The organism is Micromonospora sp. RP3T (genome assembly GCF_003027925.1).
In the GTDB taxonomy this organism is placed as follows: Bacteria; Actinomycetota; Actinomycetes; order Mycobacteriales; family Micromonosporaceae; genus Micromonospora.
On the sequence record NZ_PYPS01000005.1, the window covers coordinates 81,118 to 107,179 of the forward strand.

A 26,062-nucleotide genomic window follows, 5' to 3' on the forward strand; every position below is an offset into this window, starting at 1 on the left:
CCGACCGCCAGCCGGCGTAGGAGGAAACATGCCAGCCGACCGTATCGACGCCGTCGTCAGCCTCGCCAAGCGCCGGGGTTTCGTCTTCCCCTCCAGTGAGATCTACGGGGGCACCCGGTCGGCGTGGGACTACGGTCCGCTCGGCGTCGAGCTGAAGGAGAACGTCCGCCGGCAGTGGTGGCGGAGCATGGTCCAGCAGCGTGACGACGTGGTCGGCCTCGACTCGGCGGTCATCCTGGCCCGCAAGGTCTGGGAGGCCAGCGGCCACATCGCCGAGTTCGTCGACCCGCTCACCGAGTGCCAGTCCTGCCACAAGCGGTTCCGGGCCGACCACCTGGAAGAGGCGTACGAGGCCAAGCACGGCAAGCCGCTGACCTCGCTGACGGAGCTGAACTGCCCCAACTGCGGCAACAAGGGCACCTTCACCGAGCCCAAGATGTTCAACGGCCTGATGAAGACCTACCTGGGCCCGGTGGAGAGCGACGAGGGCCTGCACTACCTGCGCCCGGAGACCGCCCAGGGCATCTTCGTCAACTACAAGAACGTGGAGACGGTCGCCCGCAAGAAGCCGCCGTTCGGCATCGCGCAGACCGGCAAGTCGTTCCGCAACGAGATCACCCCGGGCAACTTCATCTTCCGCACCCGCGAGTTCGAGCAGATGGAGATGGAGTTCTTCGTCGAGCCGGGCACCGACGAGCAGTGGCACGAATACTGGCTCCAGGAGCGCTGGAACTGGTACCTCGACCTCGGCCTGTCCGAGGAGAACCTGCGCTTCTACGAGCACCCCAAGGACAAGCTCTCCCACTACTCGAAGCGCACCGTCGACATCGAGTACAAGTTCCGCTTCGGCGGCACCGAGTTCGCCGAGCTGGAGGGCATCGCCAACCGCACCGACTTCGACCTCTCCACGCACAGCAAGCACTCCGGCGTCGACCTGTCGTACTTCGACCAGACGAAGCAGGAACGCTGGATGCCGTACGTGATCGAGCCGGCCGCCGGCCTCACCCGCGCGGTGCTGGCGTTCCTGCTCGAGGCGTACGACGAGGACGAGGCCCCGAACACCAAGGGCGGCGTGGACAAGCGCACCGTGATGCGCTTCGACCCGCGGCTGGCCCCGGTCAAGGTGGCGGTGCTGCCGCTGTCCCGCAACGAGGCGCTCTCGCCGAAGGCCAAGCAGCTCGCCGCCGACCTGCGTAAGCGCTGGGTGGTCGAGTTCGACGACTCGCAGGCGATCGGCCGCCGCTACCGCCGCCAGGACGAGATCGGCACGCCGTTCTGCGTCACCGTCGACTTCGACACGCTCGACGACAACGCGGTGACGGTCCGGAACCGGGACACCATGGCCCAGGAGCGAATCTCCCTGGACCAGGTGGAGCGCTACCTGATCGAGCGCCTCCCCGGCTGCTGAGTGGTGTAAGGCGGGGGCCCCTCTTAACGCTTTCGGTAGAGGAAGGGCCCCCGCTTAACACCCCGCCGCCGGGGCGGCATGGACCGCGATCATCGCGACGAGGCCCTGGCGGGAAGCGTGCGCCTGCTCCACCGTCCGGCGTACCCGCTGGGGCTCGCGCCGGATCTGCGCCGGGGTGAAGTGCAGGATCATCACTCCGAGCCGGCTCAGCTCGTTGTGGCGGTCGAGCGTGCGTGCCCAGCCTTCCGGGCTGAAGTGGTACTCCCGCGAGTCGACCTCCAGCGCCAGCGCCGACTCGGCGAGGTAACCGTCGGGTGTCGGGAGCGTGTTCCCATCACCGGTCGTCAACCGTGGGTTCCAGACGATCGCCGGGAGCAGCCGGCTCCCGGCGAGGCAGTCCCGCAGTTCGGCCTCCGGCGCGGAGCGGGTGCCGGCGGTCACCTCGTGGAAGGCCTTCCGGACCAGCGCCGTACGGCTGCGCCTGGCCCGGATGATCTCCTCGTCCAGCGCGGCCAGGTCGGTGAAGCTCCGCTGGACGGCCTCAGCCACGATCGCTCGCACCGTCCGCAGGTCGCGCAGGTCACGGGCGGCGTCGACGACGGCCCTCGCGGGCGAGCAGACCGGGTAATGGTCGGTCGGCCGCGCCTTCGGATCGAGTGACAGAGCGCGGGACACCCGCACGTGACCGGTCGACTTACGGCTCGTCCCGTGTGGGACGAGCAGGTGCACGTCGGTGGTCCGCGGACTGTATCGGAAGCCGTACCAGGAGAGCGCGGACAGCCCGGTCAGCTGGGCGCCCCGGCCGGCGTACAGGGCGGCGGAGATCCGTCGCTGTTCGTCGGTCAGCACGCCGGTGACCAGGGCGTACGTCGCCGGCAGCACGCGTTGCCAGCGACCTCGGCGGGTCTGCCGGTAGATGAACATGTCGTCGTAGCCGGCTTCCAGCAGTTGGACGCGCGTGACCAGGTCATGCTGGCGGTGCGCGACCTCCGCCAGCCGGGGCGGGTGATCGACCATGCGGCAAGCGTGGGCGACGGGCGGGCGTTCGCGCTGCCCGTCGCCCATGTCCTGTGGGCAACCGTCCGCTTGTGGAAACCCCCGAGCTCGCACCGGCGCTGTGATATGCGCCGTGTTAAGCGGGGCCCCCGCCTATGCAGAAAGCGTTAAGCGGGGGCCCCTCCTTACACTCGGGGGGTGAGTGAGCTGAAGATCGGGCCGTATGCGGTGTGGCCGCCGGTGGTGCTCGCGCCGATGGCCGGGATCACCAACGTCGGCTTCCGGCGGCTCTGCCGTGAGCAGGGCGGCGGCATCTACGTCTGCGAGATGATCACCACTCGCGCGCTGGTCGAGCGGAACCCGAAGACGCTGCGCATGATCGCCTTCGGCGCCGACGAGCACCCGCGCAGCCTCCAGCTCTACGGCACCGACCCGGAGATCACCGCCGCCGCCGTGCGGATCGTGGTCGAGCGGGACCTCGCCGACCACATCGACCTCAACTTCGGCTGCCCGGTCCCGAAGGTGACCCGCCGGGGCGGCGGTTCGGCCCTGCCGTGGCGGCGCCGGCTCTTCGCCCGGCTGGTCAGGGCCGCGGTGGACGCCGCGTCACCGGCCGGGGTGCCGGTCACGGTCAAGATGCGCAAGGGCATCGACGACGACCACCTGACGTACGTCGAGGCCGGGCTCGCCGCCCAGGACGCGGGCGTCGCGGCGGTCGCCCTGCACGGGCGTACGGCGGCACAGCGCTACTCGGGCACCGCCGACTGGGACGCGATCGCCACGCTCAAGGCGGCGCTGGACGTGCCGGTGCTCGGCAACGGCGACATCTGGGAGGGCGACGACGCGTTGCGGATGGTCGCCCACACCGGCGTGGACGGCGTGGTGGTGGGGCGTGGCTGTCTGGGCCGGCCGTGGCTCTTCGCCGACCTGGAGGCCGCGTTCGAGGGGCGCACCGACCGGCGGCTGCCCACGCTCGGCGAGGTCGCGGTGACCATGCGGCGGCACGCCGAGCTGCTGGTGGAGCAGTTCGTCGCCGGGGCCCGCAACCCGGCCCGGGGTGAACGGGACGGCTGCACCGACTTCCGCAAGCACGTGGCCTGGTATCTGAAGGGCTTCCCGATCGGCGGTGAGCTGCGCCGCTCGCTCGCCATGATCGAGAGCTTGGCCCAGCTCGACGACCTGCTCGGCAAGCTCGACCCGGAGGTGCCCTTCCCGGTCGAGACGCTCGGGCAGCCACGCGGCCGGACCAACTCCCCGGGCAAGGTCTTCCTGCCCGACGGCTGGCTGGCCAGCCGCGACGACGACACCCCGCCGGAGGGCGCCGAGCTGGACGACTCCGGCGGCTGATCCCGGTACGCCGAAGGGCCCGACCCCCACGGGGTCGGGCCCTTCGTCATCGTCCTGCGGTCAGGAGCTGTAGCCGCGGCTGGCGATCCAGTGCGCCAGGGCTTCCACGTCCATCCGGTAGGAGGCCTGGTCCGGGTTCGCCGAGTCGGCGATCGTCACGACCTTCCCGCCGTCGCGGTAGCCCACCACGCTGATGTAGTGGCCACCCTCGAAGGAGTGCACGGTGCCGTCGGTGTCGGTGGCGGTCCCGGCGATGTTGGCCACCACGGCCCGGCCGTCGTCCACCGCGCGCACGACGTCGGCGCGCAGCTTGTCGACCTTGTCACCGGCCTTGTCGACCGGGATCTCGGTGGACCTGTAGACGTCCTTGCCGGTCTCCTTGTTCAGCACCGGGGTGATGTCGTTGATGGAGTTGGTGCCGGCCTCGGTGGTGCCCATCTCCTTGGCCATGGCGGCCACGTCGATGTTCTTGCCCTGCACGCTGAGCGCGTTGCGGGCCGCGGCCGGGCCGCAGAAGTAGAAGTTGGGCTGGGCCTCGTAGCGCACGCCCAGCTCGCGCTCGCCGCTCTTGCGGTCGGCGACCACAGCAGCGGCGCGCTCGGCGGGGGTGGCCTGGGCGGCGATGGCGGGGCCGGCGATGCCACCGGCGGTGGCGGCGATCCCGGCGACGATCAGCGCGGTCTTGCGGATCAGATCGGTACGCATGATGCGACTCCTCTGCGGTTCGGGGGTGTGCGGCACGCGGTGCCGCAGGGGGGAGGTCTGCGCCGGCCGGCGGTCAGCGGTGGCGACCTGCTCGGCGGCTCGGGGGTGTAACCACCGGCCGGGGCCCGCCATTCCCGGCTGCCTGCTCCGGTCCCGGGCTCCTGGCCGGTGAGTCATGTACAACCCCCCGACCGGGCCGGCGATTCCCCCGGCCCATCCACCCGATCCGGACACCCCGCCCAGCCGACCCCATACCTCCGCCGATCATGACGTTGACGGCGAAAAATCGGACCGCGACCGCCGCCAACTTCATGATCAACGGGGTCAGGCGGGGGTGGGGACCTTGTCCAGGAAACCGTGCACGGCGCGCACCCGGCCGTCGGGGTCGCGGACGACCACGTCGAAGCCGACCGCGACGGACTCGCCGCCGCCGGCCGGGACCAGTTCCCAGCCGAAGCGGACCAGGTTGTGGTGGCCGTCGACCGGACCGTGCGGGCGCAGCACGTGACCGGGGAAGGCCTGCTGGACCCCGGCGACGGCCGCCGCGATCTGCTCGTGTCCGCGCACGTCGGCCAGCGGGTCGACGTAGGTGGCGTCGGGGGCGAACAGGGCGGCGACCCCGGCCGCGCGGGCGTCGGCCTCGGTCTCGTTCCAGACCGCGAGGTAGCGGTCGACCAGCTCGGCGTACGCGTTCATGGTGTGGTCCCTTCGTCGGTCGGTGACGCCGGGAACTCTGCCGCCGACCGGGCCGGCGTGTCGATTACCTCGCGGGTAGGGCCCACCGGCATGACCTCCGGGGTAATCGACGCGGCGTGCGGTGTCGGGCAGGGTGGTGCCGAACCGCCCATTCCCGCAGACGGGGGCCCGATGTCCACGTACCGCACCCCGCGCCCGGCCGCCCCGGTCGGCGCCCCCTCCGCCGGCGAGTCGCTGCGTCGATGGCGGGAGCTGCGCCGGCTCAGTCAACTGGAGCTGTCCATCCGGGCCGAGGTGTCGACCCGGCACCTGAGCTTCGTCGAGACCGGGCGCTCCCGGCCCAGTCGGGAGATGGTGCTGCGGCTGGCCGATCCGCTCGACCTGCCGCTGCGGGAACGTAACCGGCTGCTGTTGGCCGCCGGCTACGCCCCGGCGTACCCGGAGACCGCGCTGGCCGCGCCCCGGATGGCCGCGGTCCGCGCGGCGGTCCGGCAGGTGCTGGGCGGCCACGAGCCCTACCCGGCGGCGGTGGTCGACCGGGGGTGGCACCTGGTGGACGCCAACGACAGCCTGGCGGTGCTCACCGAGCGGGTGGCGCCCGAGCTGCTGGCCGGCCGGGTGAACGTGCTGCGGGCCAGCCTGCACCCGGACGGGCTGGCCCCGCACATCGTCAACCTCGGCGAGTGGCGCGGGCACCTGCTCAACCGGTTGGCCCGGCAGGTGGAGCTGACCGGGGACGCGGAGTTGGCCGCGCTGGAGGAGGAGCTGCGCGGCTATCCGGGCGGTGGGCCGGACCGGTCCGTGGACCAGCCCGGCCCGGACGAGCTGGTGGTGCCGCTGCGGGTGCGGCACGACGGCGGGGAGCTGTGCTTCCTCAGCACGGTCGCGACCTTCGGTACGCCGCTGGACGTCACACTGGCCGAGCTGTCCATCGAGTCGTTCTATCCGGCCGACGAGCGGACCGCCACCGTGCTCCGGGAGCGCGCCCGGAGCTGACCGGTCACGCCGCGGTCGGCGCCCGCCCGGCGGTGCCCGCCGACGATCCCTCGGGCCGGGCCGGCCAGGGGATCTCGGGGGCAAGGTGGAACGTGATCCCCGCGGCGGTCCAGCGCGGGCCGTGGCCGGCGAGCCGCTCCCGGAACCCGGCCCAGTCGTGCGTCGAGCGGGGCGACCAGCCCAGCTCGGCGACGGCGGGCAGGCGCGGGAACATCATGAACTCGATCTCGGCGCGGGTGGTGACCGACTCGGTCCACAGCGGCGCCTCCACGCCCAGCACGGCCTCGGCCGGTACGCCGTGGACGTGGCTGCCGGGATCCCAGTCGTACGCGCGCCGCACGTCGACGAGGCCCGCCCAGTCGTGCCCGATCGGCGTGTCCGGGGCGTACTTCATGTCCAGGTAGGCGTGGTTGCCGGGGGAGAGGATCAGTCGGGCGCCACGACGTACCGCGTCGGCGGTTGCGGGGTCTTCGCCGTTCGTGCCCCACCACTGGAGGACGCGCCCGTCGACGTGGGCGGCCGGGGCGAGCTGGTGCCAGCCGACGACCGTCTTCCCGGTGGCCGCGACCAGGGTCTGGGCCCGCTCGACGAAGGCGCGGTAGCGCTCCGCCGGCACCTTGAACGCCTCGTCGCCGCCGAGGTGCAGCCACGGGCCGGGGGTCAGCGCGGCCAGCTCGCCGAACACGTCGGCGACGAAGGCGTACGTCCGTTCGTCGGTGTGGTCGACGTAGCTGAACCCGACGTCGGTGCCGGTGTACGGCGGTGGCGCGGTCTTGCCCGGGGCCAGTTCGGGGTACGCGACAAGCGCCGCGTTGGTGTGCCCCGGCAGGTCGATCTCGGGCACCACCGTCACGTGCCGGCGGGCGGCGTACGCGACGATCCGCCGGTAGTCGTCAGGGGTGTACCAGCCGCCGGGGCCGCCGCCGACGCCGGTGGCGCCGCCGACCTCGGCGAGTCGGGGCCAGGAGTCGACGGCGATCCGCCACCCCTGGTCGTCGGTGAGGTGCAGGTGCAGGTGGTTGAGCTTGTACCGGGCCAGGTGGTCGACCACCCGCAGCACCTCCTCGACGCCGAAGAAGTGCCGGGCGACGTCGAGCATCGCGCCCCGGTAGGCGAAGCGTGGCCGGTCGACGATGGTGCCGCCGGGCACCGCCCAGCGCTCCGCGACCGGGGTGGCGCTCTCGACCGCCGGGGGCAGGAGCTGCCGCAGCGTCTGCGCGCCGTGGAACAACCCGGCCGGCGTGTTCGCCGTGATCCGGACGCCGGCGGCGGTGACGTCGAGGCGGTAGCCCTCGTCCCCGAGCGCCGGGTCGCGGTCCGGGTCGTCGCCGTCCGTCCCGGCGGTGGGGGTGGCCGGCGACAGCGTGAGCGTCAGCGGGGCGTGCCGGTCCGGACCGGTGTGGTCGGTCACCGGGAGCGGGAACCCGGTGGCCGGGCGCAGCCAGCCGGCGAGCTGCTCGGCCACGTGCCGACCGGCGGCGCTGACCCGGATCGCCGCGTCCGGCGGCAGCGTGAAGTCGCCGGCCGGGTCGGGCCGCGCCTGCGCGGGCGCCGGCACCACGTCGTGGAGGCGGACCGGCGCGGGCGGGGCGAGCTGCCCGGCGGCCCGGTCGGCGGCGACGCGGGCCAGTTCGGCGGCGGTGGCCGGCGCGGCGGGCAGGCCGACGCCGGGCGCCGGGGCGGGCGCGTCGGCGGGCCGGGGGCATGGCTGCGGCCCGGTCTCGGGTGCTGTGGGGTTGGTCGGCACGACGACGGCTCCGAGGGGTGTATTTGCGCGGGATATGGCAAAGGTCAGGTTCGGCGATATCCGGTGCCGTCAAGGGTACGAGGGGAATCGGAATTGCGTGATCGTGCGCGTGGAAGCGTTCCCAAAAACCGGTACGGACGTGGGCAGTGGTGACTCTTGTGCCGATCGTCACCGAACGGTCCCAGGTCCTGCGAAGTTCGCTTAACCTTCGCCCACCGATCGCTGACGAGCCGGGATTGCCGGTGGTGGCTCCCGGGGTATGTCCGAACTGAACCTTCGTTAAGTGTCAATGGCGCGCGTGGGAGGCTCTGGTGGCAACGCAGGAAACGGTCGAGCACAAGTACGTCTACGACTTCGCCGAGGGCAACAAGGACCTCAAGGACCTGCTCGGTGGCAAGGGCGCCAACCTGGCCGAGATGACCAACCTCGGCCTGCCCGTCCCACCCGGCTTCACCATCACCACCGAGGCCTGCCAGGCGTACCTGACGACCGGGCGCGAGCCGGACGGGCTCGCCGGCCAGATCGAGGCGCACCTGGAGTCCCTGGAACGCGAGATGGGCCGCCGCCTCGGCGACCCGGACGACCCGCTGCTGGTCTCGGTACGCTCCGGCGCCAAGTTCTCCATGCCCGGCATGATGGAGACCGTCCTCAACGTCGGCCTCAACGACCGCAGCGTCGTCGGGCTGAGCGCCCAGGCCGGGGGGAACGACAGGTTCGCCTGGGACTCCTACCGCCGGCTGATCCAGATGTTCGGCAAGACCGTCTGCGAGGTGCCCGGCGAGGAGTTCGAGCACGCGCTGGACGAGGCCAAGCACGCCAAGGGCACGCGGAACGACCTCGACCTGGATGCCGACGACCTGCGTGGGCTGGTCGACGCGTACAAGAAGATCTTCGCCAAGCACACCGGGCGGGAGTTCCCGCAGGAGCCGCGCGAGCAGCTCGACCTGGCCATCCGGGCGGTCTTCGACTCGTGGAACGCGGAGCGGGCCATCCTCTACCGCCGGCAGGAACGCATCCCGGCCGACCTGGGCACCGCGGTCAACGTGGTGAGCATGGTGTTCGGCAACCTCGGCCCCGACTCCGGCACCGGCGTCGCGTTCACCCGCGACCCGGGCAGCGGCGCGCAGGGCATCTACGGCGACTACCTGGCCAACGCCCAGGGCGAGGACGTGGTGGCCGGCATCCGCAACACCGTGCCGTTGCAGGAGCTGGAGCAGCTCGACAAGCGCTCCTACGACGAGCTGCTCGGCATCATGGCCCGGCTGGAGGAGCACTACAAGGACCTCTGCGACATCGAGTTCACCATCGAGCGTGGCAAGCTCTGGATGCTCCAGACCCGGGTCGGCAAGCGCACCGCCGCCGCCGCGTTCGTCATCGCCGGGCAGCTCGTCGACGAGGGCCTGATCGACCTGGACGAGGCGCTGCACCGGGTCAACGGCGCGCAGCTCGCCCAGTTGATGTTCCCGCGCTTCCAGCTCGACCACGACGTCCCGCCGGTCGCCAAGGGCATCGGCGCGTCCCCGGGCGCCGCCTCCGGCAAGGTGGTCTTCACCTCGGCCCGCGCGGTCGAGCTGGCCGCCGAGGGGGAGTCGGTGATCCTGGTCCGCCGGGAGACCAACCCGGACGACCTCAACGGCATGATCGCGGCCAAGGGCATCCTCACCTCGCGCGGCGGCAAGACCAGCCATGCCGCGGTGGTGGCCCGGGGCATGGGCAAGACCTGTGTCTCCGGCGCCGACGAGCTGGAGGTGAACGTCCCGGCGAAGAAGTTCACCGTCGGCGGGCACACCGTCGGCGAGGGTGACGTGGTCTCGATCGACGGCACCACCGGCAAGGTCTACCTCGGCGAGGTGCCGGTCATGCCGTCCGAGGTGGTGCAGTACTTCGAGGGCAGCCTCGACCCGGAGCACATCGACAACCCGCTGGTCCGCGCCGTACACCGGATCATGACGCACGCCGACGCGGCGCGGCGGCTGCGCGTGCGGACGAACGCCGACACCGGTGCGGACGCGGCGCGGGCCCGGCGCTTCGGCGCCGAGGGCATCGGCCTGTGCCGCACCGAGCACATGTTCCTCGGCGACCGCCGGGAGCTGGTCGAGCGGCTCATCCTCGCCTCCGACGCGCGGGAGCGCGACGACGCGCTCGCCGCGCTGCTGCCGCTCCAGCGGGCCGACTTCGTGGAGATCTTCCGGGAGATGGACGGCCTGCCGGTCACGGTGCGGCTGATCGACCCGCCGCTGCACGAGTTCCTGCCCCCGCTGGAGCAGCTCGCGGTCAACGTCGCGGTCGCCCAGGAGCGCGGCGAGGACGTGGCCAAGGAGGAGGCGCTGCTCTCCGCCGTCCGGCGGATGCACGAGGAGAACCCGATGCTGGGCCTGCGCGGCGTCCGGCTCGGCCTGGTCATCCCCGGCCTGTTCGCGATGCAGGTCCGCGCGATCGCGGAGGCCGCCGTCGCGGTCACCCGCGACGGCGGCACGGCCTGTCCGGAGATCATGGTGCCGCTGGTCGGCGCGGTCCAGGAGTTGGAGACGGTACGCGCGGAGGCCGAGAAGATCATCGCCGAGGTGGTCGGCGACAGCGGCGTCGAGGTGCTGATCGGCACCATGATCGAGGTGCCCCGGGCGGCGCTGACCGCCGGGCAGATCGCCGAGGCGGCCGAGTTCTTCTCCTTCGGCACGAACGACCTGACGCAGATGGCCTGGGGCTTCTCCCGCGACGACGTGGAGGGCGCGTTCTTCTGGCGCTACCTGGAACTGGGCATCTTCGGCATCTCCCCGTTCGAGTCGATCGACGCCGACGGCGTCGGCCGGCTGGTCCGGATCGCCGCCGAGGAGGGCCGGGCGGCCCGGCCCGGGCTGAAGCTCGGCGTCTGCGGCGAACACGGCGGCGACCCGGACTCGGTGCACTTCTTCCACCAGGTGGGACTGGACTACGTCTCCTGCTCGCCGTTCCGGGTGCCGGTGGCCCGGTTGGAGGCCGGCCGCGCGGCCGTCAGCACCACCGGTTCCGACTCCCGCTGAGCACGTCCCGGGCGGGGCCGCCGGTGACCACCGGCGGCCCCGCCCGGCGCGCCTTTCCGGCCATCCGGGCGTAACCTGAGCTTCCGCCACGTGTCGATCAGGAGGGGTGGCCGCATGACCGCCGTCTGGGAGAACCTGACCGTCGACGCCCGGGATCCGTCCCGGCTCGCCCGCTGGTGGGCCGAGGCGCTCGGCTACCAGGTGATCACCGACAAGCCGGACGAGGTGGAGATCCGCCGCACGCCCGACACGCTCCCCGGCCTCGTCTTCGTCCCGGTCTCCGGGCCGAAGCAGGGCAAGAACCGGCTGCACGTCGACCTGCGCCCGACCGACCTGGAGGCCGAGGTGGAACGGCTCGTCGACATGGGCGCGCGGCACGTCGACGTCGGGCAGGGCGAGGCGGGGTGGACGGTGCTCGCCGACCCGGAGGGCAACGAGTTCTGCGTTCTCCCCCCGCGTTGACCGACGACGCGGCGCGGCTGGTCGCCGAGGCGCCGAAGGACACCGGGTACGGTCGGTCGCCGTTCGAGCGGGACCGGGCCCGGGTGCTGCACTGCGCGGCGTTCCGCCGGCTCGCCGCGAAGACCCAGGTGCACGCCGCCGGCACCGACGACTTCCTGCGTACCCGGCTGACCCACTCGCTGGAAGTGGCGCAGATCGCCCGCGAGATGGGCGCCCGGCTCGGCTGCGACCCCGACGTGGTGGACACCGCCGGGCTGGCCCACGACCTGGGTCACCCGCCGTTCGGCCACAACGGCGAGGACGCGCTCGACGCGCTGGCCGCCGGCTGCGGCGGCTTCGAGGGCAACGCGCAGACGCTGCGGGTGCTCACCCGGCTGGAGGCGAAGGTGCTCACCCCGGACGGGCGGTCCGCCGGGCTGAACCTGACCCGGGCCGCGCTCGACGCGGTCGGCAAGTACCCGTGGCCACGCCGCCCCGGCCAGCGCAAGTTCGGCGTGTACGCCGACGACCGCCCGGTCTTCGACTGGCTGCGCGCCGGCGCCCCGCCCGGCGACCGGCGCTGCCTGGAGGCCCAGGTGATGGACTGGGCCGACGACGTGGCGTACTCGGTGCACGACGTCGAGGACGGCATCCACGGCGGCTACGTCGACCTGCGACCGCTGCTGGCCGAGGAGGACGAGCAGCGGGCGCTCTGCGCCGACGTGGCGGCGGCCTACTCCGGCGAGGCCCCGGAGGACCTGGGCGGGGTGCTGGCCGAGCTGCTGGCCGATCCGGTGCTCGCCCCGCTCGCCGCGTACGACGGCAGCCACCGGGCGCTCGCCGCGTTGAAGGCCACCACCAGCGTGCTCACCGGCCGGTTCGTGTCGAGCGTGGTGGCCGCCACCGAGGCGCGGCACGGCCCCGGCCCGCACCGCCGCTACGCGGCCGACCTGGTGGTGCCGCGCCGGATCCGGGCGCAGTGCGCGCTGCTCAAGGGCATCGCGTTGCGATACGTGATGCGCCGGCCGGGTGCCAGTGGCCGCTACGACCGGCAGCAGGAACTCCTCGCCGAGCTGGTCGCCGCGTTGCTCGACCGGGCGCCGGACGTGCTCGACGAGGTCTTCGCGCCGCTCTGGCGGGACGCCCCGGACGACGCCGCGCGGCTGCGCGTGGTGATCGACCAGGTCGCCTCGCTCACCGATCCGGCCGCGCTGGCCTGGCACGCCCGGTTGGTGTCGGCGAGTTGACCGCCCGCCCGGCCCGGCCGGGAAGTGAGGGTAGCCTCAGTCGCATGACGGATCGCCCGAAGTCGCTCACCGCCGCCACGGTCGTCCGGACCACGCGGCCCACCCCGCACCTGATCCGGCTCGTGCTCGGCGGTGACGAGCTGACCGGCCTGCCGGTGGGCGCGTACACCGACCACTACGTGAAGTTCGTCTTCCCGCCGGCCGGGGTGACCTATCCGCACCCCACCGACCTGGCCACCGTCAAACGCGAGTTCCCGGCGGCGCAGTGGCCGCGGCTGCGCGCGTACACGGTGCGGGCGTTCGACCCGGTCGCCGGCGAGCTGACCGTGGAGGTGGTGCACCACGGCGAGGAGGGGCTGGCCGGCCCGTGGGCGGCCGGGCTGCGCCCCGGCGACCGGGTGCTGTTCACCCGGCCCGGCGGCGCGTACGCGCCGGACCCGACCGCCGACTGGCACCTGCTGGCCGGTGACGAGAGCGCGCTGCCGGCCATCGCCGCCGCGCTGGAGCGACTGCCGGCCGGCGCGCCGGCCCGGGTCTTCGTCGAGGTCGAGGGGCCGGCCGACGAGCTGCCGCTGGCCAGCGACGGCGCGGTGGAGCTGCGCTGGCTGCACCGGGCCGGCCGCCCCGCCGGCGCGGCGCTGGTCGAGGCGGTCCGAGCGTTGGAGTTCCCGCCCGGCCGGGTGCACGCGTTCGTGCACGGCGAGGCCGGCGCGGTCAAGGAGCTGCGCCGCCTGCTCCGGGTCGAGCGCGGCGTGCCCCGGGCCGGCCTGTCCATTTCCGGCTACTGGCGGCGTGGCCTGGACGACGAGGGCTGGCGCTCCACCAAGTCGGCCTGGAACGCCGAGGTCGAGGCCGAGGAGGCCGCCGTCCCCGCCTGATCCGGGCTTCCTGCGCGTTCCACCGCGCCGCGACACCAGCGCCGCCCAGGATGGGGGCATGGCGGAACAGGTGGGGGAGCAGCTCGCGACGCGGTCGCCCGACCGGGTGGTGCTCGGGCTCGGCGTGGCCGGTGTGCTGGCCGTGGTGCTCTGGGGCGTGTTCGCCAGTGGTTCCCTGGCGTCGTTCGGCGCGGCGGGGCTGAACTGGACGATCGGCACGTTCGGCTGGTTCTTCGTGGTCGCCGCCGACGCGTTCCTGGTGCTGGCGGTGGTGGTCGCCGCCTCCCGGTTCGGCCGGATCCGGCTGGGCGCCGACGACGACGAGCCGGAGTTCAACGGGCTCGCGTGGATCGCCATGATGTTCAGCGCCGGCATGGGCATCGGTCTGGTCTTCTTCGCCGTCGCCGAGCCGATCCAGCACTACGCGGCGCCGCCGCCGGCCTCCGGCGTCGAGCCGCAGACCGGTGCCGCCGCCGCCACCGCCATGCAGTACACGCTCTTCCACTGGACACTGCACCCGTGGGGCATCTACGCCATCGCGGCGTTGGCGCTGGCGTACTCGACGTTCCGCAAGGGGCGGGGCAACCGCATCTCGTCCGCGTTCGTGCCGCTGCTCGGCGACCGGGCGTACGGCCCGGCCGGGCGCGCGATCGACCTGCTGGCCGTGTTCGCCACGGTGTTCGGCTCGGCGACCAGCCTCGGGCTCGGCGCGCTCCAGGTGGCGGCCGGCCTGGACCTGGTCACCGGCGTGCGGGACAGCCGGACGGTCGAGCTGGTGATCATCGGCGCGCTCACCCTGGCGTTCGTGCTGTCGGCCTTCTCCGGCCTGCACCGGGGCGTCAAGTGGTTGTCCACCACCAACGTGCTGATCGCCGTCGCGCTGATGCTGTTCGTGTTCGTGGTCGGCCCGACGGTCTACACGCTGGAGGTGCTGCCGGCCGCGGTCGGCGACTACCTGAGCGGCCTGGTCCGGATGTCGACGCGCACCGGCGCGTTCTCCGACCCGGCCTGGCTGGGCTCCTGGACGATCTTCTACTGGGCGTGGTGGATCTCCTGGGCGCCGTTCGTGGGCACGTTCATCGCGCGCATCTCACGCGGGCGTACGGTCCGGCAGTTCCTGATCGGGGTGCTGCTGGTGCCCAGCGGCGCCAGCGCGGTCTGGTTCGCGGTGATGGGCGGGACCGCGTTGCGGACCCAGGCCACCGGCACCCGGGACCTGGTGGCCGACGTGGGCGCCGGCTCGGAGCAGGCGTTGTTCGGCCTGCTGGACGCGCTGCCGCTGGCCACGGTGACCAGCGTGCTCGCCATGGTGCTGATCGCGCTCTACTTCGTGACCAGCGCCGACTCGGCCTCGCTGGTGCTCGGTTCGTTGAGTTCGCGGGGTGCGCTGCGCCCGCACCGGGGCGTGGTGGTGCTGTGGGGCGTGCTCATCGGCGCGGTCGCGGCGGCGCTGCTGCTCGTCGGCGGCCTGGACGCGTTGCAGCAGGCCACCATCCTGGTCGCGTTGCCGTTCGTGGTGGTGATGCTGGGCCTGGCGGTGGCCCTGGTCCGGGAGATGGCCGCCGATCCGGTGCTGCGCGCGGGGGCCCGGCCCCGCCGGTCCGGCCTGGCCGCCGCGGTGCGCGCGGCCCGCTCGTACGAGGAGGAGGACCCGCCGCCGGTGACGCGGTGGCTGCACCGTCCGCGCGAGTGAGTGGGTCTCCCTCGAAATGTAGTAGGAGTGCTACATTTCGAGGTATGACTGCGGTCGAACTCCCGGGGGCGGTCGCGGCCCCCCGGCCTCCCGACGAGGATCTGGTCCTCGACGTCCGCGACCTGCGCATGCGTTACGGCGCCGTCGACGTGCTGCACGGCGTCGACCTCACCGCCCGGCGCGGCGAGGTGGTCGCCCTGCTCGGGCCCAACGGCGCCGGCAAGACCACCACCATCGAGATCCTGGAGGGTTTCCGGCTGCCCTCCGCCGGCACGGTCCGGGTGCTCGGCGTCGACCCGGCCCACGGCGACGAACGCTGGCGCGCCCGGTTCGGCGTGGTGCTCCAGTCCTGGCGCGACCACGGCAAGTGGCGGGTCCGGGAGCTGCTCAGCCATCTCGGCGACTTCTACGCGCCGTACGCGACCGACCGGACGCCGCGCCCCTGGCCGGTCGACGACCTGCTGGCCACCGTGGGGCTGACCGGGCACGCCGACACCCGGGTGGCCCGGCTCTCCGGCGGGCAGCGCCGCCGGCTCGACGTGGCGGTCGGCATCGTCGGCCGGCCGGAGCTGCTGTTCCTGGACGAGCCGACGGTCGGCTTCGACCCGGCCGCCCGGCGCGAGTTCCACGAGCTGGTGCACCGCCTCACCGACCTCGACGAGACCACCATCGTGCTGACCACGCACGACCTGGCCGAGGCGGAGAAGCTGGCCGACCGCATCCTCATCCTGGCCGGCGGCCGGATCGTCGCCGAGGGGTCACCGGACCAGTTGGCCCGCCGCGTCGCCTCCGACGCCGAGGTCCGCTGGACCCGCGACGGCGAGCGGTACGTGCACGCCACCGCCGACGCCACCGCGTTCCTGCGCGACCTGCTCCGCGAGCACGGCGACCGGGTGCGGGAGCTGGAGGTGCGCCGGGCCAGTCTGGAGGACGCGTACCTGGCCTTGGTGCACGAGGAGGAGACCGGAATCCGCACCGGCCGGGCCGAGCGGGTGTGGCAGCAGGAGGCGACGCGATGACCCCGACCACCACCGCGCTCCGGGCCGGGCTGCGGCGCGGCCTGATCGAGTTGCGCGCCACGTTCACCAACGGCCAGGACCTGTGGAACTACTTCTTCCCCACGGCGGTGCTGCTGGTCGCCATGTTCTTCATGCGCGGCTCGACCGTGCCCGGCACCGACTTCTCGCTCGGCGCCCGGACGCTGCCCAGCGCGCTCGGCATGGGCCTGCTCTTCGGCGGCCTGCTCGGGCTGGCCCAGCAGCTCATCGTCGACCGGGAGGACGGCACGCTGCTGCGGGCCAAGGCGATCCCCAACGGCATGCTCGGCTACCTGGTCGGCAAGCTGGTGCTGATCTCGGCGATCTCGCTGATCGGCGTGGTCATCCAGCTCGTGCCCGGCCTGTTCTTCCTGGACGGGCTGCGGCTCGGCGACCCCGGCGCCTGGCTCACCCTGGCCTGGGTGGTGCCGCTCGGGCTGGTGGCGACGCTACCGCTGGGCGCGGTGATCGGCTCGGTGATCGAGAACCCGCGCAACATGGGCCTGGTGGTGCTGCCGATCTTCGGCCTGATCGCGCTCTCCGGCATCTTCTACCCGATCAACGGCCTGCCCGGCTGGCTCCAGGGCGTCGCCCAGGTCTTCCCGCTCTACTGGCTAGGCTTGGGCATGCGCTCGGCGCTGCTCCCGGCCGACCTGGCGGCGGTCGAGCTGGGCGGCTCCTGGCGGCACCTGGAGACGCTGGGCGTGCTCGGCGCCTGGGCGGTGCTCGGGCTGGTGCTGGCCCCGGTGGTGCTGCGTCGGATGGCCCGCCGGGAGTCCGGCTCGCGGGTCGCGGCCCGGCGGGAGCGGGCCATGCAGCGGGTCGGATGAGAGGGCGGCGATGAGCGAGACCGTGCACAACCGGATCGCGGTGCTGCGCGCCGAACGGGGCATCTCCCGCCGGCAGCTCGCCGACGCGCTCGGGGTGCACTACCAGACCGTCGGCTATCTGGAACGCGGTGAGTTCCGGCCCAGCCTGCACCTGGCGCTGCGCATCGCCGCGTACTTCGAGGTGCCGGTCGAGGTGGTCTTCTCCATCGAACCGTTCCCGCGGATCGGCGACGCCGCGGCCGGGGCCGGCCGTTCGGCGTGAGGCCGGCGGGGCGGGCGGCGTCCGCCACACGTCCGTCCCCCCGGCCGCCGGATCGTCGGTCCGGCAGGGCAGGATGTACGCCGAGGAGGTGGGCGGTCATGGCGGGGCGGATCCGGGACGAGGACATCGCGCTGGTCCGCGAGCGCACCTCCATCGCGGACGTCATCTCCGAGGTGGTGACGCTCAAGTCGGCCGGGGGCGGCAACCTCAAGGGGCTCTGCCCGTTCCACGACGAGAAGAGCCCCTCGTTCAACGTGTCGCCCGCCCGCAACGTGTTCTACTGCTTCGGCTGCGGGGTCGGCGGCGACGCGATCAAGTTCCTGATGGACGCCGAGCATCTCGGCTTCATCGAGTCGGTGGAGAGCCTCGCCGCCCGTGCCGGCATCCAGCTTCGCTACGTCGAGGACGACCGGTCCACCCCGCGCGCCCGGCCGCAGCAGGGGCAGCGGCAGCGCCTGGTGGCCGCGCACGCCGCCGCCGTCGAGTTCTACCGGGCCCAGCTCACCACCGCCGGCGCCCGCCCGGCCCGCGAGTTCCTGGCCCGGCGGGGCTTCGACCGGGCCGCCGCCGAGCGCTACGGCTGCGGCTTCGCCCCCGACGGGTGGGACCTGCTCACCAGGCACCTGCGCCAACAGGGCTTCAGCCACGACGAGCTGGTCACCGGCGGCCTGTCCCGCCCGGCCCGGTCGGGCTCGCTGATCGACAGGTTCCGCCGTCGCCTGATGTGGCCGATCCGGGACATCACCGGCGACGTGATCGGCTTCGGCGCCCGCAAGCTGTTCGACGACGACGACGGCCCGAAGTACCTCAACACCCCCGAGACGCCGATCTACAAGAAGTCGCACGTCCTCTACGGCATCGACCAGGCCAAGCGGGAGATCGCCAAGCAGGGCAAGGTGGTGGTGGTCGAGGGTTACACCGACGTGATGGCCTGCCACCTCGCCGACGTCCCGACCGCGGTGGCGACCTGCGGCACGGCGTTCGGCGGCGACCACATCTCGGTGCTGCGCCGGGTGCTCTTCGACAGCGACGAGCGGGCCGGGGAGATCATCTTCACGTTCGACGGCGACGCCGCCGGCCAGAAGGCCGCACTGCGCGCGTTCGAGGACGACCAACGCTTCGTCGGGCGGACGTTCATCGCGGTCAGCCCGGACAACATGGACCCGTGCGACCTGCGGCTGGCCAAGGGCGATCTGGCCGTCCGCGACCTGGTGGCCCGCCGCGAGCCGCTCGTCGACTTCGCGCTCCGGCACGTCATCAACCGGTTCGACCTCGACACCGTCGACGGCCGGGTCGAGGCGATGCGCCGCGCCGCGCCGCTGGTCGCGAAAATCAAGGACCGGGAGAAACGCCCGGAGTACGTCCGCAAGCTCGCCGGCGACCTCGGTATGGAGATCGAGCCGGTGCAGCGCGCCGTGCTGACCGCCGGCAACGGGCAGCCGGCCAACGGTCGGCCCGCGCCGACGCGCCCCGGCCCCGCCACGCCCGCCGTGGACAGTCCCCGCTCCATGGTGGAGCGGGAGGCGCTGAAGCTGGCGTTGCAGGAGCCGGTGCTGGCCGGCCCGATGTTCGACGCGGTCGAGGCCGGCGACTACCAGCATCCGGTGCACGCCGCGGTGCGTGTCGCCGTCGCCGAGGCCGGCGGGGCGGCCGGCGCCACCGGCGGCGCGGTCTGGATCGAGCGGGTCCGTGACGCCTGCGCCGACCTGGCCGCCCAGGCGCTGGTGGGGGAGCTGGCGGTGGAGCCGTTGCGCATCGACGGCGAGCCCGACCCGAGGTACGTCTCGGTGACCATGGCCCACTTGCAGTGGAGTTCGGTCACCGGCCGGATCCGCGACCTCAAGTCGAAGATCCAGCGGGTCAACCCGGTGAGCAACAAGGACGAATACTTCGCCCTGTTCGGGGAGCTGCTCTCGCTCGAACAACACGCGCGGGCCCTGCGCGAGCAGGCCGCCGGAGGACTGTGATGGGACTCTTCCGCCGCCGCTCGAAGCTGCCGCCGGCCGACCGCCCGCCGCTCGCCGCCGACGAGCGGGTGCTCGCCTGGGCCGCCGCCGGCAACGGCGAGGGCGACGGCGTGGTGATCGCCAGCAATCGGGGGCTCTGGCTGCCCGGCCGGGGGGAGCGCCTCGGCTGGCACGACGTCCTCAAGGCGGTGTGGTCCGGCCGGGAACTCACCGTCACGCCGGCCGAGCCTTTCACCGAGCGGGACGGCTACCTGGTGGTCGCCGACGCCCCGGCCGAGACGTACCTGCTGCTCGATCCGGGGGAGCTGCCGCACCAGGTGCGGACGCGGGTCACCGGTTCGGTGGCGTACACCGCGCACCACCCGGTGCCCGGCGGCGCCGGGCGGATCGCGGCCCGGCGGGTGCCGGGGGTGGACGGTCTGACCTGGACGGTCCGCTACGACCCGGGAACGCCGGCCGACGACGAGGCGGTGGTCGCCGAGACCGGCCGCCTGGTGGCCGAGGCGCGCGCCGCCACCACACCCGCCGACGCCTGACCGGGACCGGCGCGGGGTCGGGTCCCCGGCGGCCCGGTGGTGATGACGCGGTTGGTGCCAGTTCGGCGACGGTCTCCCGGTCCGGCGTGCATCCGGGCGGCTGGCCCGGTGCGCCGCGCATGTCCACCAGGAACGTCCTGGCGCCGCGTGTCCTTGCCTCGGAGGTGCTGAGTCAAGGGCCGGCAACCCGAGCGTCGGCGTTTTGACCGGCGGCCGGAGACGCGAGCGCGATCATCAGCAGCGCCATCGCACAGAAACCGGCCGGCAGGAGGAAGATCCAGCCACTGTAGCCCGGAACCAGAAGCGGTGCCGCGACCCCGGTGAGCGCGCCAAGCTGCATGATCGCGGCGAACAGGCCCGCTCCGGCGCTGAGTCCGCCGCGCACGATGCCGCCCAGGTGCACCATGGCGACGCTCTGCACTCCGGCCGCGAACGGCGCGTAGACGATCTGGGAGGCGACCAGGAAGGCGATGCCACCACCGGCGGCCAGCATCCCGAAAGAGGTCAACCCCAGCGCGCAGATGACGATCAACGCCTTGCTGCTGCCGTGGCGGTCTGTCAGGCGCCCCAGCAGCGGCAGGATGGGCAGCTCGGCCAGGACGCAGGCCAGGAACAGCACGGAGATCCACTGCGGCGCGATGCCGTCCCCGACGACATGCAGAGGGAGATAGACCAGGCGGAGCGTGTCCGCCGCGATCAACATCAGCACGGCCAGGGAGGCCACGACGACGATCCGGCGCCGCATCGGCGCGGCGTCGGTGGTCGCCTCTACCGTGACCGCGTCCCGGTCGCTGCCGGGCAGGCGAACGAACCAGGCGGAGACGCCGATGAGCACCGCGAAGCCGCCCGCCACCGCCAGGGGGTCGATGTGCAGCCCTTGGGCGTCGGCGAGACTGGCGACGGGCACGAGGCACAGACCGATGACGTAACCAGTGACGAATGTCGCGCGAAGACCGCTGACCAGCCGGGCGTCGCCCTGGTCGCTGAGCGCGGTGGCGATCCCGATGAGAAGCGGGAAGCCGAGGGTCAGTGCCGCCACCAGTGCGCTGAACACCCAGGCTGGTGCCGGCTCGGCCGAGCCGTGCACTCCCACCAGGCCTGCCACTCCGCAGGCTGCCATCGCGCCGAGCGCCCACCACGCGAGTGCACCCGGCGGACCTGTTACTGGGCATCCCCGCCGACAGCGGAAGCGTCACGGCGATCTTGGCCGAGCACGTCATGGAGCACCTCTACTTCGACGACCTGCCTCGCGTGCTCGCCGAGTGTCGACGGATACTGCGTCCCGGCGCGCCGCTCCGGATCGTCTCACCGGACGCCCTGACGGTCGTTCGACTGCTCGACTGCTCGACTGCTCGACTGCTCGACTGCTCGACTGCTCGACTGCTCGACTGCTCGGCTGCTCGACTGCTCGGCCGCGGAGACCGATCCCGTCGTCGTGGCCGACACCCGTATGCACCGTTGGGTCCCCGACGGACTCAACTGGGCGCGCAGCATCAATCGCATCTCACACCAGTGGGGTCAACATCGCAGCCTCCTCACCGCGGGCATCATGACCCGTCTGGTCAGCGCTGCGGGGTTCAAGCACGTCGAACCACTCGCCACTGACAAGACCAGCTACTTCACGGACGGACTGCCGGACGTGCACCCGCTGCGCTTCCCCGACGAGGATCCCGCCGTCAACTTCGCTGTGGAGGCCTTGGCTCCGTAGCGAGGACGCCGACGAATCACCTGCCGCGAACGAGGTGGAAACGGGGAACGCCGTCCCCACCGAGGGTGCTGTCCACCACGAGCTGTGCGAATTCCTCGGGCGCCTGTGCACTCGCGTACGCGTCCTCGGCCGGCATCCACTCATCGACCCACTGCGACTTGGCCTCCGGCCCGTCACGGTCCAGGCCACGACGAAGTCGCACAGCCGGATCAGCACGACAGAAGATGGTGTACGAGTAGGCTTCCCGCAGTTCCGCCGCAAGGCAAAAGACACCCTCGACAATCACCGGGGCTTCGGCCGGGACGTCTATCCAATCGGCCAGCGCAGCGATGTCCCAGTGGTACCGCTGATAGCGCAGCGCCTCGCCGGCCGCCGCGGGCCTCACGACCTGCCGCCCCAGGCGGGGCAGGTCGAAGAGTGGTCCTACCGCATCCCCCCGGCTGCCGTGCTCCTCCGGCGGAAGATAGAAGTCATCCACGTGCACGATCGCCGCACCGACGAGCACCTCGCCGAGCTGAGCCGCGAGGGTGCTCTTGCCTGACGCTCCCGATCCGTCGATGCCCACCAGCACCCTGGGTCGCCCGCGTGCCGAACCGGCCACGACCCGGGCCAACTCCTCGATGTCGAGCATCGCCGTGTCACTCATGACTGCTCCTCCGCGGCAAGCCGCTGGTTGTTCGCCGAGTAGAGGTCAGGGCGACCGATGTCCCGGGGCCTGCCCTCCGCTGCCGCCGACAACCACTCGTTGGGGCGGCGGCCGTCCTGATCCATGACGGGCCGCGCATGGTGCAGATGGACGAGATCGTATCCCCACTGAGGAATGTCGGCCCTCGCCGCGATCCGCTCGAAGAACTCGTTGTCCTCATCGCCCCGGCCCTCGAAGCGCTCATCGTAACCACCGGCGGCGTAGAACAGATCGGCCGCGACGAAGAGACAGCCACCCCGGTTCGTCATCAGGCGGTAGCCCTCGGTGGTGGTTCGCTGTGGGGGGTCAACGTAGACCGGTGTGTTCTCAGCGCGCCGTCGCGACGCGTACCGGCACCTGCATCTCGGTCACCCATCGGTCGAGGTCCGGCGGGCAGTCCAGGTAGACCTCGCGGGCGAAGCCCGGCTCGATCATTCGGTGGCCGTGGTCGTCGATCCAGTTGGCGATCTTCTGCCCGGTCCGGAACGCCTCCGACATGGGGCCGTGGTGCAGCGCGGTCGCGGCGTACGCAATGGGGGGAAGCGTGACCACCTCGAACCCGGCGGCCGGGCACCCCCCCTCGGCGGTGCCGATCGGGACCGCCGCGTGCACCCGGATCGTCTCGTCGCCCGGCTCCGTCGGCGCCGGCTCGTACCAGGCGATCGGAGCGCCGGTGATGTCCACCCGGTGCCGCTCCAGCAACTCCATCAGTCGCGGATAGAGCGGAGTGAGGTTCTCGGTGATCGACGTCGGGTGGTCGTAGCCGGCGGCGGTGCCGGACAACTGCGCCACCCGGACCGCCGGGATGCTCTTCAGGACGACGTCTCCGGTGTCCATGTGTCCCTCGCTCTCGATCATGCGGAGTCGCGCGTCGACCTGGGCCAGGCGGGCGGTGTCCTGCCGCATGCGTGTGGCCAGTTCGGCCCGGCGCAGGCGCAGCATGCCGCGCAGCTCGGCGGCATCCACCTGCTCGTCGATCAGCGTCTGCACCTGCGCCAGGGTGAAGCCCAGGTCCTTCAGGGCGGTCACCCGGTTGAGCAGGCGCAGTTGCACGGCGGTGTAGAACCGGTAGCCGCTGTGCGGGTCGACGTGGGCGGGACGCACCAGGCCGATGGCGTCGTAGTGGCGCAGCATGCGCACCGACACCCGGCCCAGGCCGGCGAACTCTCCGATACTGAACATGGTCCCCTCACCTTCGGCCCTGACACGGTGTGAGAGTCAAGCATCGGGATCGGCCCCGAGGCCGGTCGCGTCGTGGTCGCGCCCACCCGATCTCGTTCAGCGGGCTCGTGCCCAGCCGACGAAGCGCTGCGTCAGGGCCTGGGGAGCGGTGCCGTCCCGGGCGGCGGTCAGGTCGGCGGTCGCCTCGCACAGCAGCGTCCCGAGATGGATCAGCAGCCCGATCCGGTCCTCGCGAAACGCACCGAGCAGCGCCAGCCGGGCGGGGGAGCACGGCCACGCCGCGCCGCAGATCCGGCAGCGCCAGGACGGGCGGGCCGCGACGTGCGGACGGTACCGGGGCATGGGCGTACCTCCGTCGCAGTGGGGAGGGGCGTCGGCGGACCTCGTCGTGCGCCGACGCCCCCGGCCTGGTTCCGCCCGCCGTCCGATCCCGTGAGCGGTTCCGCTGCGTGACAGTCTGGTGACGGGGTGACTACGGTGGGGCGTCCGGCACGGCGACGACCAGCGCGTCCGCCGGCCGGCTCCCGGGTGTGTCGAGGATGTACGGAGGCTGTCCGTGGAACTGTCGTCCATGCTGGAGCACTTCGCGGAGGAGTTACGGCTCGCCCGCGCGGCCAACGGCATGTCCCAGACGTCGTTGGCCGAGGCGCTGACGTATTCCGGCGCGCTGGTGGCCAAGGTGGAGACCTGCGAGCGCCGCCCGAGCCTGGACTTCGCCCGCCGCTGCGACGCGGTGCTCGGCAGCGACGGGCGCTTCGAGCGCATCCAGCGGCGGATCGGCCGGGAGGCCGTGGTGCCGTGGTTCCGCGACTGGCCCGGCATCGAGGCGGACGCCACCGCGCTGCGTTCGTTCGAGCCGCTCTGCGTGCCGGGCCTGCTCCAGACCGAGGGGTACGCCCGCGCGCTGCTCTCGGGCGACGGGCTGTTCGCGCCGGACGAGGTGGAGCAGCAGGTGACGATGCGGCTGGACCGCCAGGCGCTGCTGACCCGCGAGCGGCCCCCGCTGCTCACCTTCGTCGTCGACGAGCACGTGCTGCGCCGGAGCGTCGGCGGGGCGGAGGTGATGCGCGAGCAGGTGCGCCACCTGGTGAAGGCCGGCACGGGGCTGCCCCGGGTGCGGATCCACGTTGTGCCGCTCACCGTCGGGGCCTACCCTGGCCTGAGTGGTCCGTTCGTGATCGCCACCCCGCCGCACGGCGAGGACGTGGTCTATCAGGACGGGCAGCTCCACGCGCAGGTGATCGACCGCGCCGACCACGTGCGGCGGATGGTCGAGGTGTGGGAGTCGATCCGCGGCGAGGCACTGTCACACCAGCAGTCCCTCGAATTCCTGACGGAGGTGGCGGAGACATGGACCTGAGCAACGCCCGGTGGCGCAAGAGCAGCCGCAGCAACGGCCAGGGCGCCAACTGCGTGGAGGTGGCGGACGCCCGGCCCGGCGGGGTCGCGGTACGCGACTCCAAGGACCCGGCCGGCCCGGTGCTGGCCTTCGCGCCCGACGCCTGGCACGCGTTCGTCGACCGGCTACCCGCCCGCTGACCGACACCGGGGCGGCGGGACGGCGGGTCGGGAAGGCTCCGGCTCGCCTCCCGCCGTGCCCCGGCGATCGTCGTGTGCCGCCCCTGCCGTCACGACGCGAGCAAGTCCAGCGCAGCGCCGAAAAGGAACATGCACAACGCCGCCACCTTCACCGCGACAAACGGCGGAGACTTCTTTGATTGATCTTCGAGGAAATTCGCCAGGCGTTTCTGCGCCCGATACCACATGGTCTGAACCGGCAGCCACCCGTTGCCGCTGACCCCTACAAGGATGCCGACTATCGCGGCCAGGGCAAGGGCCAGGACCAGCAGCAGCATCCCGGCCACCTGATGGAACGCGCCCACCAGGCCGGCACTGACGAAGCTGCCGCCGGCCAGAAGCGTCAAGACAGCAATGATCGTGTCACTGGTGCCGACCACCCGGCGGGCGTCCGCACTGGTGACGATGGCCCGTTCGACGCGGGAAAGCTGTCCCATCGCGAGTCTGTCCACGTTGCGTATCAAGAACGCGGACTGCTCATCGCACAGCAATTTGTGCGGCTTCTCGCACAGGTGCTCGTGTTCGACCTGTTCGACGACCCGTCGGTGGAAATCCCGGTATGCCGGCAAGGAAAGCCGCACGTTCCGCGGCACCCGCCTCGGCGGCGAACTCAGCAGGAAAAAGCCAACCGGGGTCAGCCCTTGATCCATGAACGGACTCCCGCGGAAGTCCTGTTGCCGGAGGTCCCTCGCGATCATCTCAAGCCGGTTCCAATGCCGCGCAAGCACCTCGCGCTGAGCCGCACCGACCGACGCGCGCCTCGCCCATGCTGTTGACCATTCCGCGGTAAGCAGGTCGAACACGGCGACGAGGCCGGCCCCCACCTGGATCACCTTGCCCGCCCGCGCCACCCAGACGACGGGGATGCCCCACAGGGTGTAGTCATCAGCTAGCTTTCCGTCCCACCAGAGGCTCGCGTGCGGCCCGACGGCCACGAACAGCACCAACAGGGCAACCCCGATGGCAAGCGGGCGCCGCCACCGGTGGCGTTTGACGTCGGCGGGCCCGGAGGGAACACGTCCTGGCCGGGAGGGGCGCAATGATCGAGGGCTGGTCGCAGCCTGGCCTGCGGCTTTCCAGTGCCGCTTCGGGGTGGGTGAGCC

General features: G+C 72.3%; 26 protein-coding genes and 1 pseudogene. 17 read left to right on the plus strand and 10 right to left on the minus strand.

Translation table 11 applies throughout. The features are described from left to right. Positions 1–28 precede the first annotated feature (28 nt). Positions 29–1,408, plus strand: coding sequence for a glycine--tRNA ligase (locus tag C8054_RS06105; protein ID WP_107155736.1), 1,380 nt, complete (start codon positions 29–31; stop codon positions 1,406–1,408). Positions 1,409–1,462: 54 nt separating this feature from the next. Here C8054_RS06105 and C8054_RS06110 read toward each other — a convergent pair whose 3' ends face one another. Next, positions 1,463–2,425, minus strand: a complete 963-nt coding sequence (locus C8054_RS06110; RefSeq protein ID WP_107155888.1) for a type IV toxin-antitoxin system AbiEi family antitoxin domain-containing protein — start codon at positions 2,423–2,425, stop codon at positions 1,463–1,465. A 177-nt stretch (positions 2,426–2,602) separates the two neighbouring features. On the opposite strand from C8054_RS06110, the gene dusB reads away from it, so the two are divergent. Then, complete coding sequence (gene dusB / locus C8054_RS06115) at positions 2,603–3,751, plus strand: tRNA dihydrouridine synthase DusB (RefSeq protein WP_107155737.1); 1,149 nt, start codon at positions 2,603–2,605, stop codon at positions 3,749–3,751. Positions 3,752–3,811: 60 nt separating this feature from the next. Here dusB and C8054_RS06120 read toward each other — a convergent pair whose 3' ends face one another. Together C8054_RS06120 and C8054_RS06125 are read right to left on the minus strand one after the other, a co-directional pair. Next, positions 3,812–4,456, minus strand: a complete 645-nt coding sequence (locus C8054_RS06120) for a C39 family peptidase (protein ID WP_107155738.1) — start codon at positions 4,454–4,456, stop codon at positions 3,812–3,814. 324 nt (positions 4,457–4,780) lie between these two features. Next, positions 4,781–5,152: a nuclear transport factor 2 family protein gene (locus C8054_RS06125; RefSeq protein ID WP_107155739.1), complete on the minus strand. Its 372-nt coding sequence runs from the start codon at positions 5,150–5,152 to the stop codon at positions 4,781–4,783. Positions 5,153–5,323: 171 nt separating this feature from the next. Here C8054_RS06125 and C8054_RS06130 point away from each other — a divergent pair, with 171 nt between their 5' ends. Next, positions 5,324–6,148, plus strand: a complete 825-nt coding sequence (locus tag C8054_RS06130; protein ID WP_107155740.1) for a helix-turn-helix domain-containing protein — start codon at positions 5,324–5,326, stop codon at positions 6,146–6,148. A gap of 4 nt (positions 6,149–6,152) precedes the next feature. Here C8054_RS06130 and C8054_RS06135 read toward each other — a convergent pair whose 3' ends face one another. Then, a complete protein-coding gene (locus tag C8054_RS06135) occupies positions 6,153–7,895 on the minus strand; it encodes a beta-N-acetylhexosaminidase (RefSeq protein ID WP_107155741.1) in 1,743 nt (580 codons plus the stop codon). Between the two features lie 311 nt (positions 7,896–8,206). Between C8054_RS06135 and ppdK the strand changes: the two genes are divergently transcribed. The 10 genes from ppdK to C8054_RS06185 all read left to right on the plus strand — a co-directional run bounded on the left by ppdK (position 8,207) and on the right by C8054_RS06185 (position 19,806). Then, on the plus strand, positions 8,207–10,915 hold the full coding sequence (gene ppdK / locus C8054_RS06140; protein ID WP_107155742.1) for a pyruvate, phosphate dikinase: 2,709 nt from the start codon (positions 8,207–8,209) through the stop codon (positions 10,913–10,915). Between the two features lie 114 nt (positions 10,916–11,029). Continuing rightward, complete coding sequence (locus C8054_RS06145) at positions 11,030–11,377, plus strand: VOC family protein (protein ID WP_107155743.1); 348 nt, start codon at positions 11,030–11,032, stop codon at positions 11,375–11,377. After that, positions 11,374–12,603 (plus strand): deoxyguanosinetriphosphate triphosphohydrolase, encoded by a 1,230-nt coding sequence (locus C8054_RS06150; protein ID WP_107155744.1) that lies wholly within the window; start codon positions 11,374–11,376, stop codon positions 12,601–12,603. The genes C8054_RS06145 and C8054_RS06150 overlap by 4 nt, the downstream gene beginning before the upstream one ends. A gap of 44 nt (positions 12,604–12,647) precedes the next feature. Further along, positions 12,648–13,481 carry a siderophore-interacting protein gene (locus C8054_RS06155; protein WP_107155745.1) on the plus strand — a complete coding sequence of 278 codons (834 nt, stop codon included), beginning with the start codon at positions 12,648–12,650 and terminating at the stop codon, positions 13,479–13,481. Between the two features lie 58 nt (positions 13,482–13,539). Further along, positions 13,540–15,174, plus strand: coding sequence for a BCCT family transporter (locus C8054_RS06160; protein ID WP_107155746.1), 1,635 nt, complete (start codon positions 13,540–13,542; stop codon positions 15,172–15,174). 44 nt (positions 15,175–15,218) lie between these two features. After that, positions 15,219–16,193, plus strand: a complete 975-nt coding sequence (locus C8054_RS06165) for an ABC transporter ATP-binding protein (protein ID WP_107155747.1) — start codon at positions 15,219–15,221, stop codon at positions 16,191–16,193. Next, positions 16,190–17,041, plus strand: coding sequence for an ABC transporter permease (locus C8054_RS06170; RefSeq protein WP_107155748.1), 852 nt, complete (start codon positions 16,190–16,192; stop codon positions 17,039–17,041). The genes C8054_RS06165 and C8054_RS06170 overlap by 4 nt, the downstream gene beginning before the upstream one ends. A gap of 10 nt (positions 17,042–17,051) precedes the next feature. Beyond that, positions 17,052–17,303, plus strand: a complete 252-nt coding sequence (locus tag C8054_RS06175) for a helix-turn-helix transcriptional regulator (protein WP_107155749.1) — start codon at positions 17,052–17,054, stop codon at positions 17,301–17,303. A 98-nt stretch (positions 17,304–17,401) separates the two neighbouring features. Next, on the plus strand, positions 17,402–19,270 hold the full coding sequence (gene dnaG / locus C8054_RS06180; RefSeq protein ID WP_107155750.1) for a DNA primase: 1,869 nt from the start codon (positions 17,402–17,404) through the stop codon (positions 19,268–19,270). Further along, positions 19,270–19,806: a hypothetical protein gene (locus C8054_RS06185; RefSeq protein WP_107155751.1), complete on the plus strand. Its 537-nt coding sequence runs from the start codon at positions 19,270–19,272 to the stop codon at positions 19,804–19,806. Before dnaG ends, C8054_RS06185 begins: the two co-directional genes overlap by 1 nt. Before the next feature lie 172 nt (positions 19,807–19,978). Here C8054_RS06185 and C8054_RS06190 read toward each other — a convergent pair whose 3' ends face one another. After that, positions 19,979–20,911: a hypothetical protein gene (locus C8054_RS06190; protein ID WP_146179876.1), complete on the minus strand. Its 933-nt coding sequence runs from the start codon at positions 20,909–20,911 to the stop codon at positions 19,979–19,981. Between the two features lie 38 nt (positions 20,912–20,949). Between C8054_RS06190 and C8054_RS33335 the strand changes: the two are divergent. Beyond that, positions 20,950–21,084 (plus strand): annotated as a pseudogene (locus C8054_RS33335) (methyltransferase domain-containing protein); the annotation flags it as partial. Positions 21,085–21,241: 157 nt separating this feature from the next. After that, positions 21,242–21,514, plus strand: coding sequence for a hypothetical protein (locus C8054_RS32570; protein WP_233219512.1), 273 nt, complete (start codon positions 21,242–21,244; stop codon positions 21,512–21,514). A gap of 16 nt (positions 21,515–21,530) precedes the next feature. Here C8054_RS32570 and C8054_RS06200 read toward each other — a convergent pair whose 3' ends face one another. The 4 genes from C8054_RS06200 to C8054_RS06215 form a co-directional block, all read right to left on the minus strand. Further along, positions 21,531–22,160 (minus strand): uridine kinase, encoded by a 630-nt coding sequence (locus C8054_RS06200; protein ID WP_107155754.1) that lies wholly within the window; start codon positions 22,158–22,160, stop codon positions 21,531–21,533. Further along, positions 22,157–22,468: a galactosyltransferase-related protein gene (locus C8054_RS06205; RefSeq protein ID WP_107155755.1), complete on the minus strand. Its 312-nt coding sequence runs from the start codon at positions 22,466–22,468 to the stop codon at positions 22,157–22,159. Before C8054_RS06205 ends, C8054_RS06200 begins: the two co-directional genes overlap by 4 nt. Positions 22,469–22,526: 58 nt before the next feature. Further along, a complete protein-coding gene (locus C8054_RS06210; protein WP_107155756.1) occupies positions 22,527–23,381 on the minus strand; it encodes a MerR family transcriptional regulator in 855 nt (284 codons plus the stop codon). Between the two features lie 96 nt (positions 23,382–23,477). After that, a complete protein-coding gene (locus C8054_RS06215) occupies positions 23,478–23,723 on the minus strand; it encodes a flavin reductase (RefSeq protein WP_107155757.1) in 246 nt (81 codons plus the stop codon). A 214-nt stretch (positions 23,724–23,937) separates the two neighbouring features. Here C8054_RS06215 and C8054_RS06220 point away from each other — a divergent pair, with 214 nt between their 5' ends. Next, positions 23,938–24,741 carry a helix-turn-helix transcriptional regulator gene (locus C8054_RS06220; RefSeq protein WP_233219513.1) on the plus strand — a complete coding sequence of 268 codons (804 nt, stop codon included), beginning with the start codon at positions 23,938–23,940 and terminating at the stop codon, positions 24,739–24,741. Beyond that, on the plus strand, positions 24,732–24,920 hold the full coding sequence (locus C8054_RS06225) for a DUF397 domain-containing protein (RefSeq protein WP_107155758.1): 189 nt from the start codon (positions 24,732–24,734) through the stop codon (positions 24,918–24,920). The genes C8054_RS06220 and C8054_RS06225 overlap by 10 nt, the downstream gene beginning before the upstream one ends. Before the next feature lie 89 nt (positions 24,921–25,009). On the opposite strand, the gene C8054_RS06230 is transcribed toward C8054_RS06225, so the two are convergent. Beyond that, entirely contained in the window at positions 25,010–25,906 is an 897-nt protein-coding gene (locus tag C8054_RS06230) for a hypothetical protein (protein ID WP_146179877.1), read from the minus strand. Between the last annotated feature and the right edge of the window lie 156 nt (positions 25,907–26,062).

What these genes read in the sequence shown, in the direction of transcription:
- C8054_RS06105 (WP_107155736.1), top strand. Translation starts at nt 29, where the DNA reads ATGCCAGCCGACCGTATCGACGCCGTCGTCAGCCTCGCCAAGCGCCGG.
- C8054_RS06110 (WP_107155888.1), bottom strand. Translation starts at nt 2,425, where the DNA reads ATGGTCGATCACCCGCCCCGGCTGGCGGAGGTCGCGCACCGCCAGCAT.
- C8054_RS06120 (WP_107155738.1), bottom strand. Translation starts at nt 4,456, where the DNA reads ATGCGTACCGATCTGATCCGCAAGACCGCGCTGATCGTCGCCGGGATC.
- C8054_RS06125 (WP_107155739.1), bottom strand. Translation starts at nt 5,152, where the DNA reads ATGAACGCGTACGCCGAGCTGGTCGACCGCTACCTCGCGGTCTGGAAC.
- C8054_RS06130 (WP_107155740.1), top strand. Translation starts at nt 5,324, where the DNA reads ATGTCCACGTACCGCACCCCGCGCCCGGCCGCCCCGGTCGGCGCCCCC.
- C8054_RS06145 (WP_107155743.1), top strand. Translation starts at nt 11,030, where the DNA reads ATGACCGCCGTCTGGGAGAACCTGACCGTCGACGCCCGGGATCCGTCC.
- C8054_RS06155 (WP_107155745.1), top strand. Translation starts at nt 12,648, where the DNA reads ATGACGGATCGCCCGAAGTCGCTCACCGCCGCCACGGTCGTCCGGACC.
- C8054_RS06160 (WP_107155746.1), top strand. Translation starts at nt 13,540, where the DNA reads ATGGCGGAACAGGTGGGGGAGCAGCTCGCGACGCGGTCGCCCGACCGG.
- C8054_RS06165 (WP_107155747.1), top strand. Translation starts at nt 15,219, where the DNA reads ATGACTGCGGTCGAACTCCCGGGGGCGGTCGCGGCCCCCCGGCCTCCC.
- C8054_RS06170 (WP_107155748.1), top strand. Translation starts at nt 16,190, where the DNA reads ATGACCCCGACCACCACCGCGCTCCGGGCCGGGCTGCGGCGCGGCCTG.
- C8054_RS06175 (WP_107155749.1), top strand. Translation starts at nt 17,052, where the DNA reads ATGAGCGAGACCGTGCACAACCGGATCGCGGTGCTGCGCGCCGAACGG.
- dnaG (WP_107155750.1), top strand. Translation starts at nt 17,402, where the DNA reads ATGGCGGGGCGGATCCGGGACGAGGACATCGCGCTGGTCCGCGAGCGC.
- C8054_RS06185 (WP_107155751.1), top strand. Translation starts at nt 19,270, where the DNA reads ATGGGACTCTTCCGCCGCCGCTCGAAGCTGCCGCCGGCCGACCGCCCG.
- C8054_RS06200 (WP_107155754.1), bottom strand. Translation starts at nt 22,160, where the DNA reads ATGAGTGACACGGCGATGCTCGACATCGAGGAGTTGGCCCGGGTCGTG.
- C8054_RS06205 (WP_107155755.1), bottom strand. Translation starts at nt 22,468, where the DNA reads ATGACGAACCGGGGTGGCTGTCTCTTCGTCGCGGCCGATCTGTTCTAC.
- C8054_RS06210 (WP_107155756.1), bottom strand. Translation starts at nt 23,381, where the DNA reads ATGTTCAGTATCGGAGAGTTCGCCGGCCTGGGCCGGGTGTCGGTGCGC.
- C8054_RS06215 (WP_107155757.1), bottom strand. Translation starts at nt 23,723, where the DNA reads ATGCCCCGGTACCGTCCGCACGTCGCGGCCCGCCCGTCCTGGCGCTGC.
- C8054_RS06225 (WP_107155758.1), top strand. Translation starts at nt 24,732, where the DNA reads ATGGACCTGAGCAACGCCCGGTGGCGCAAGAGCAGCCGCAGCAACGGC.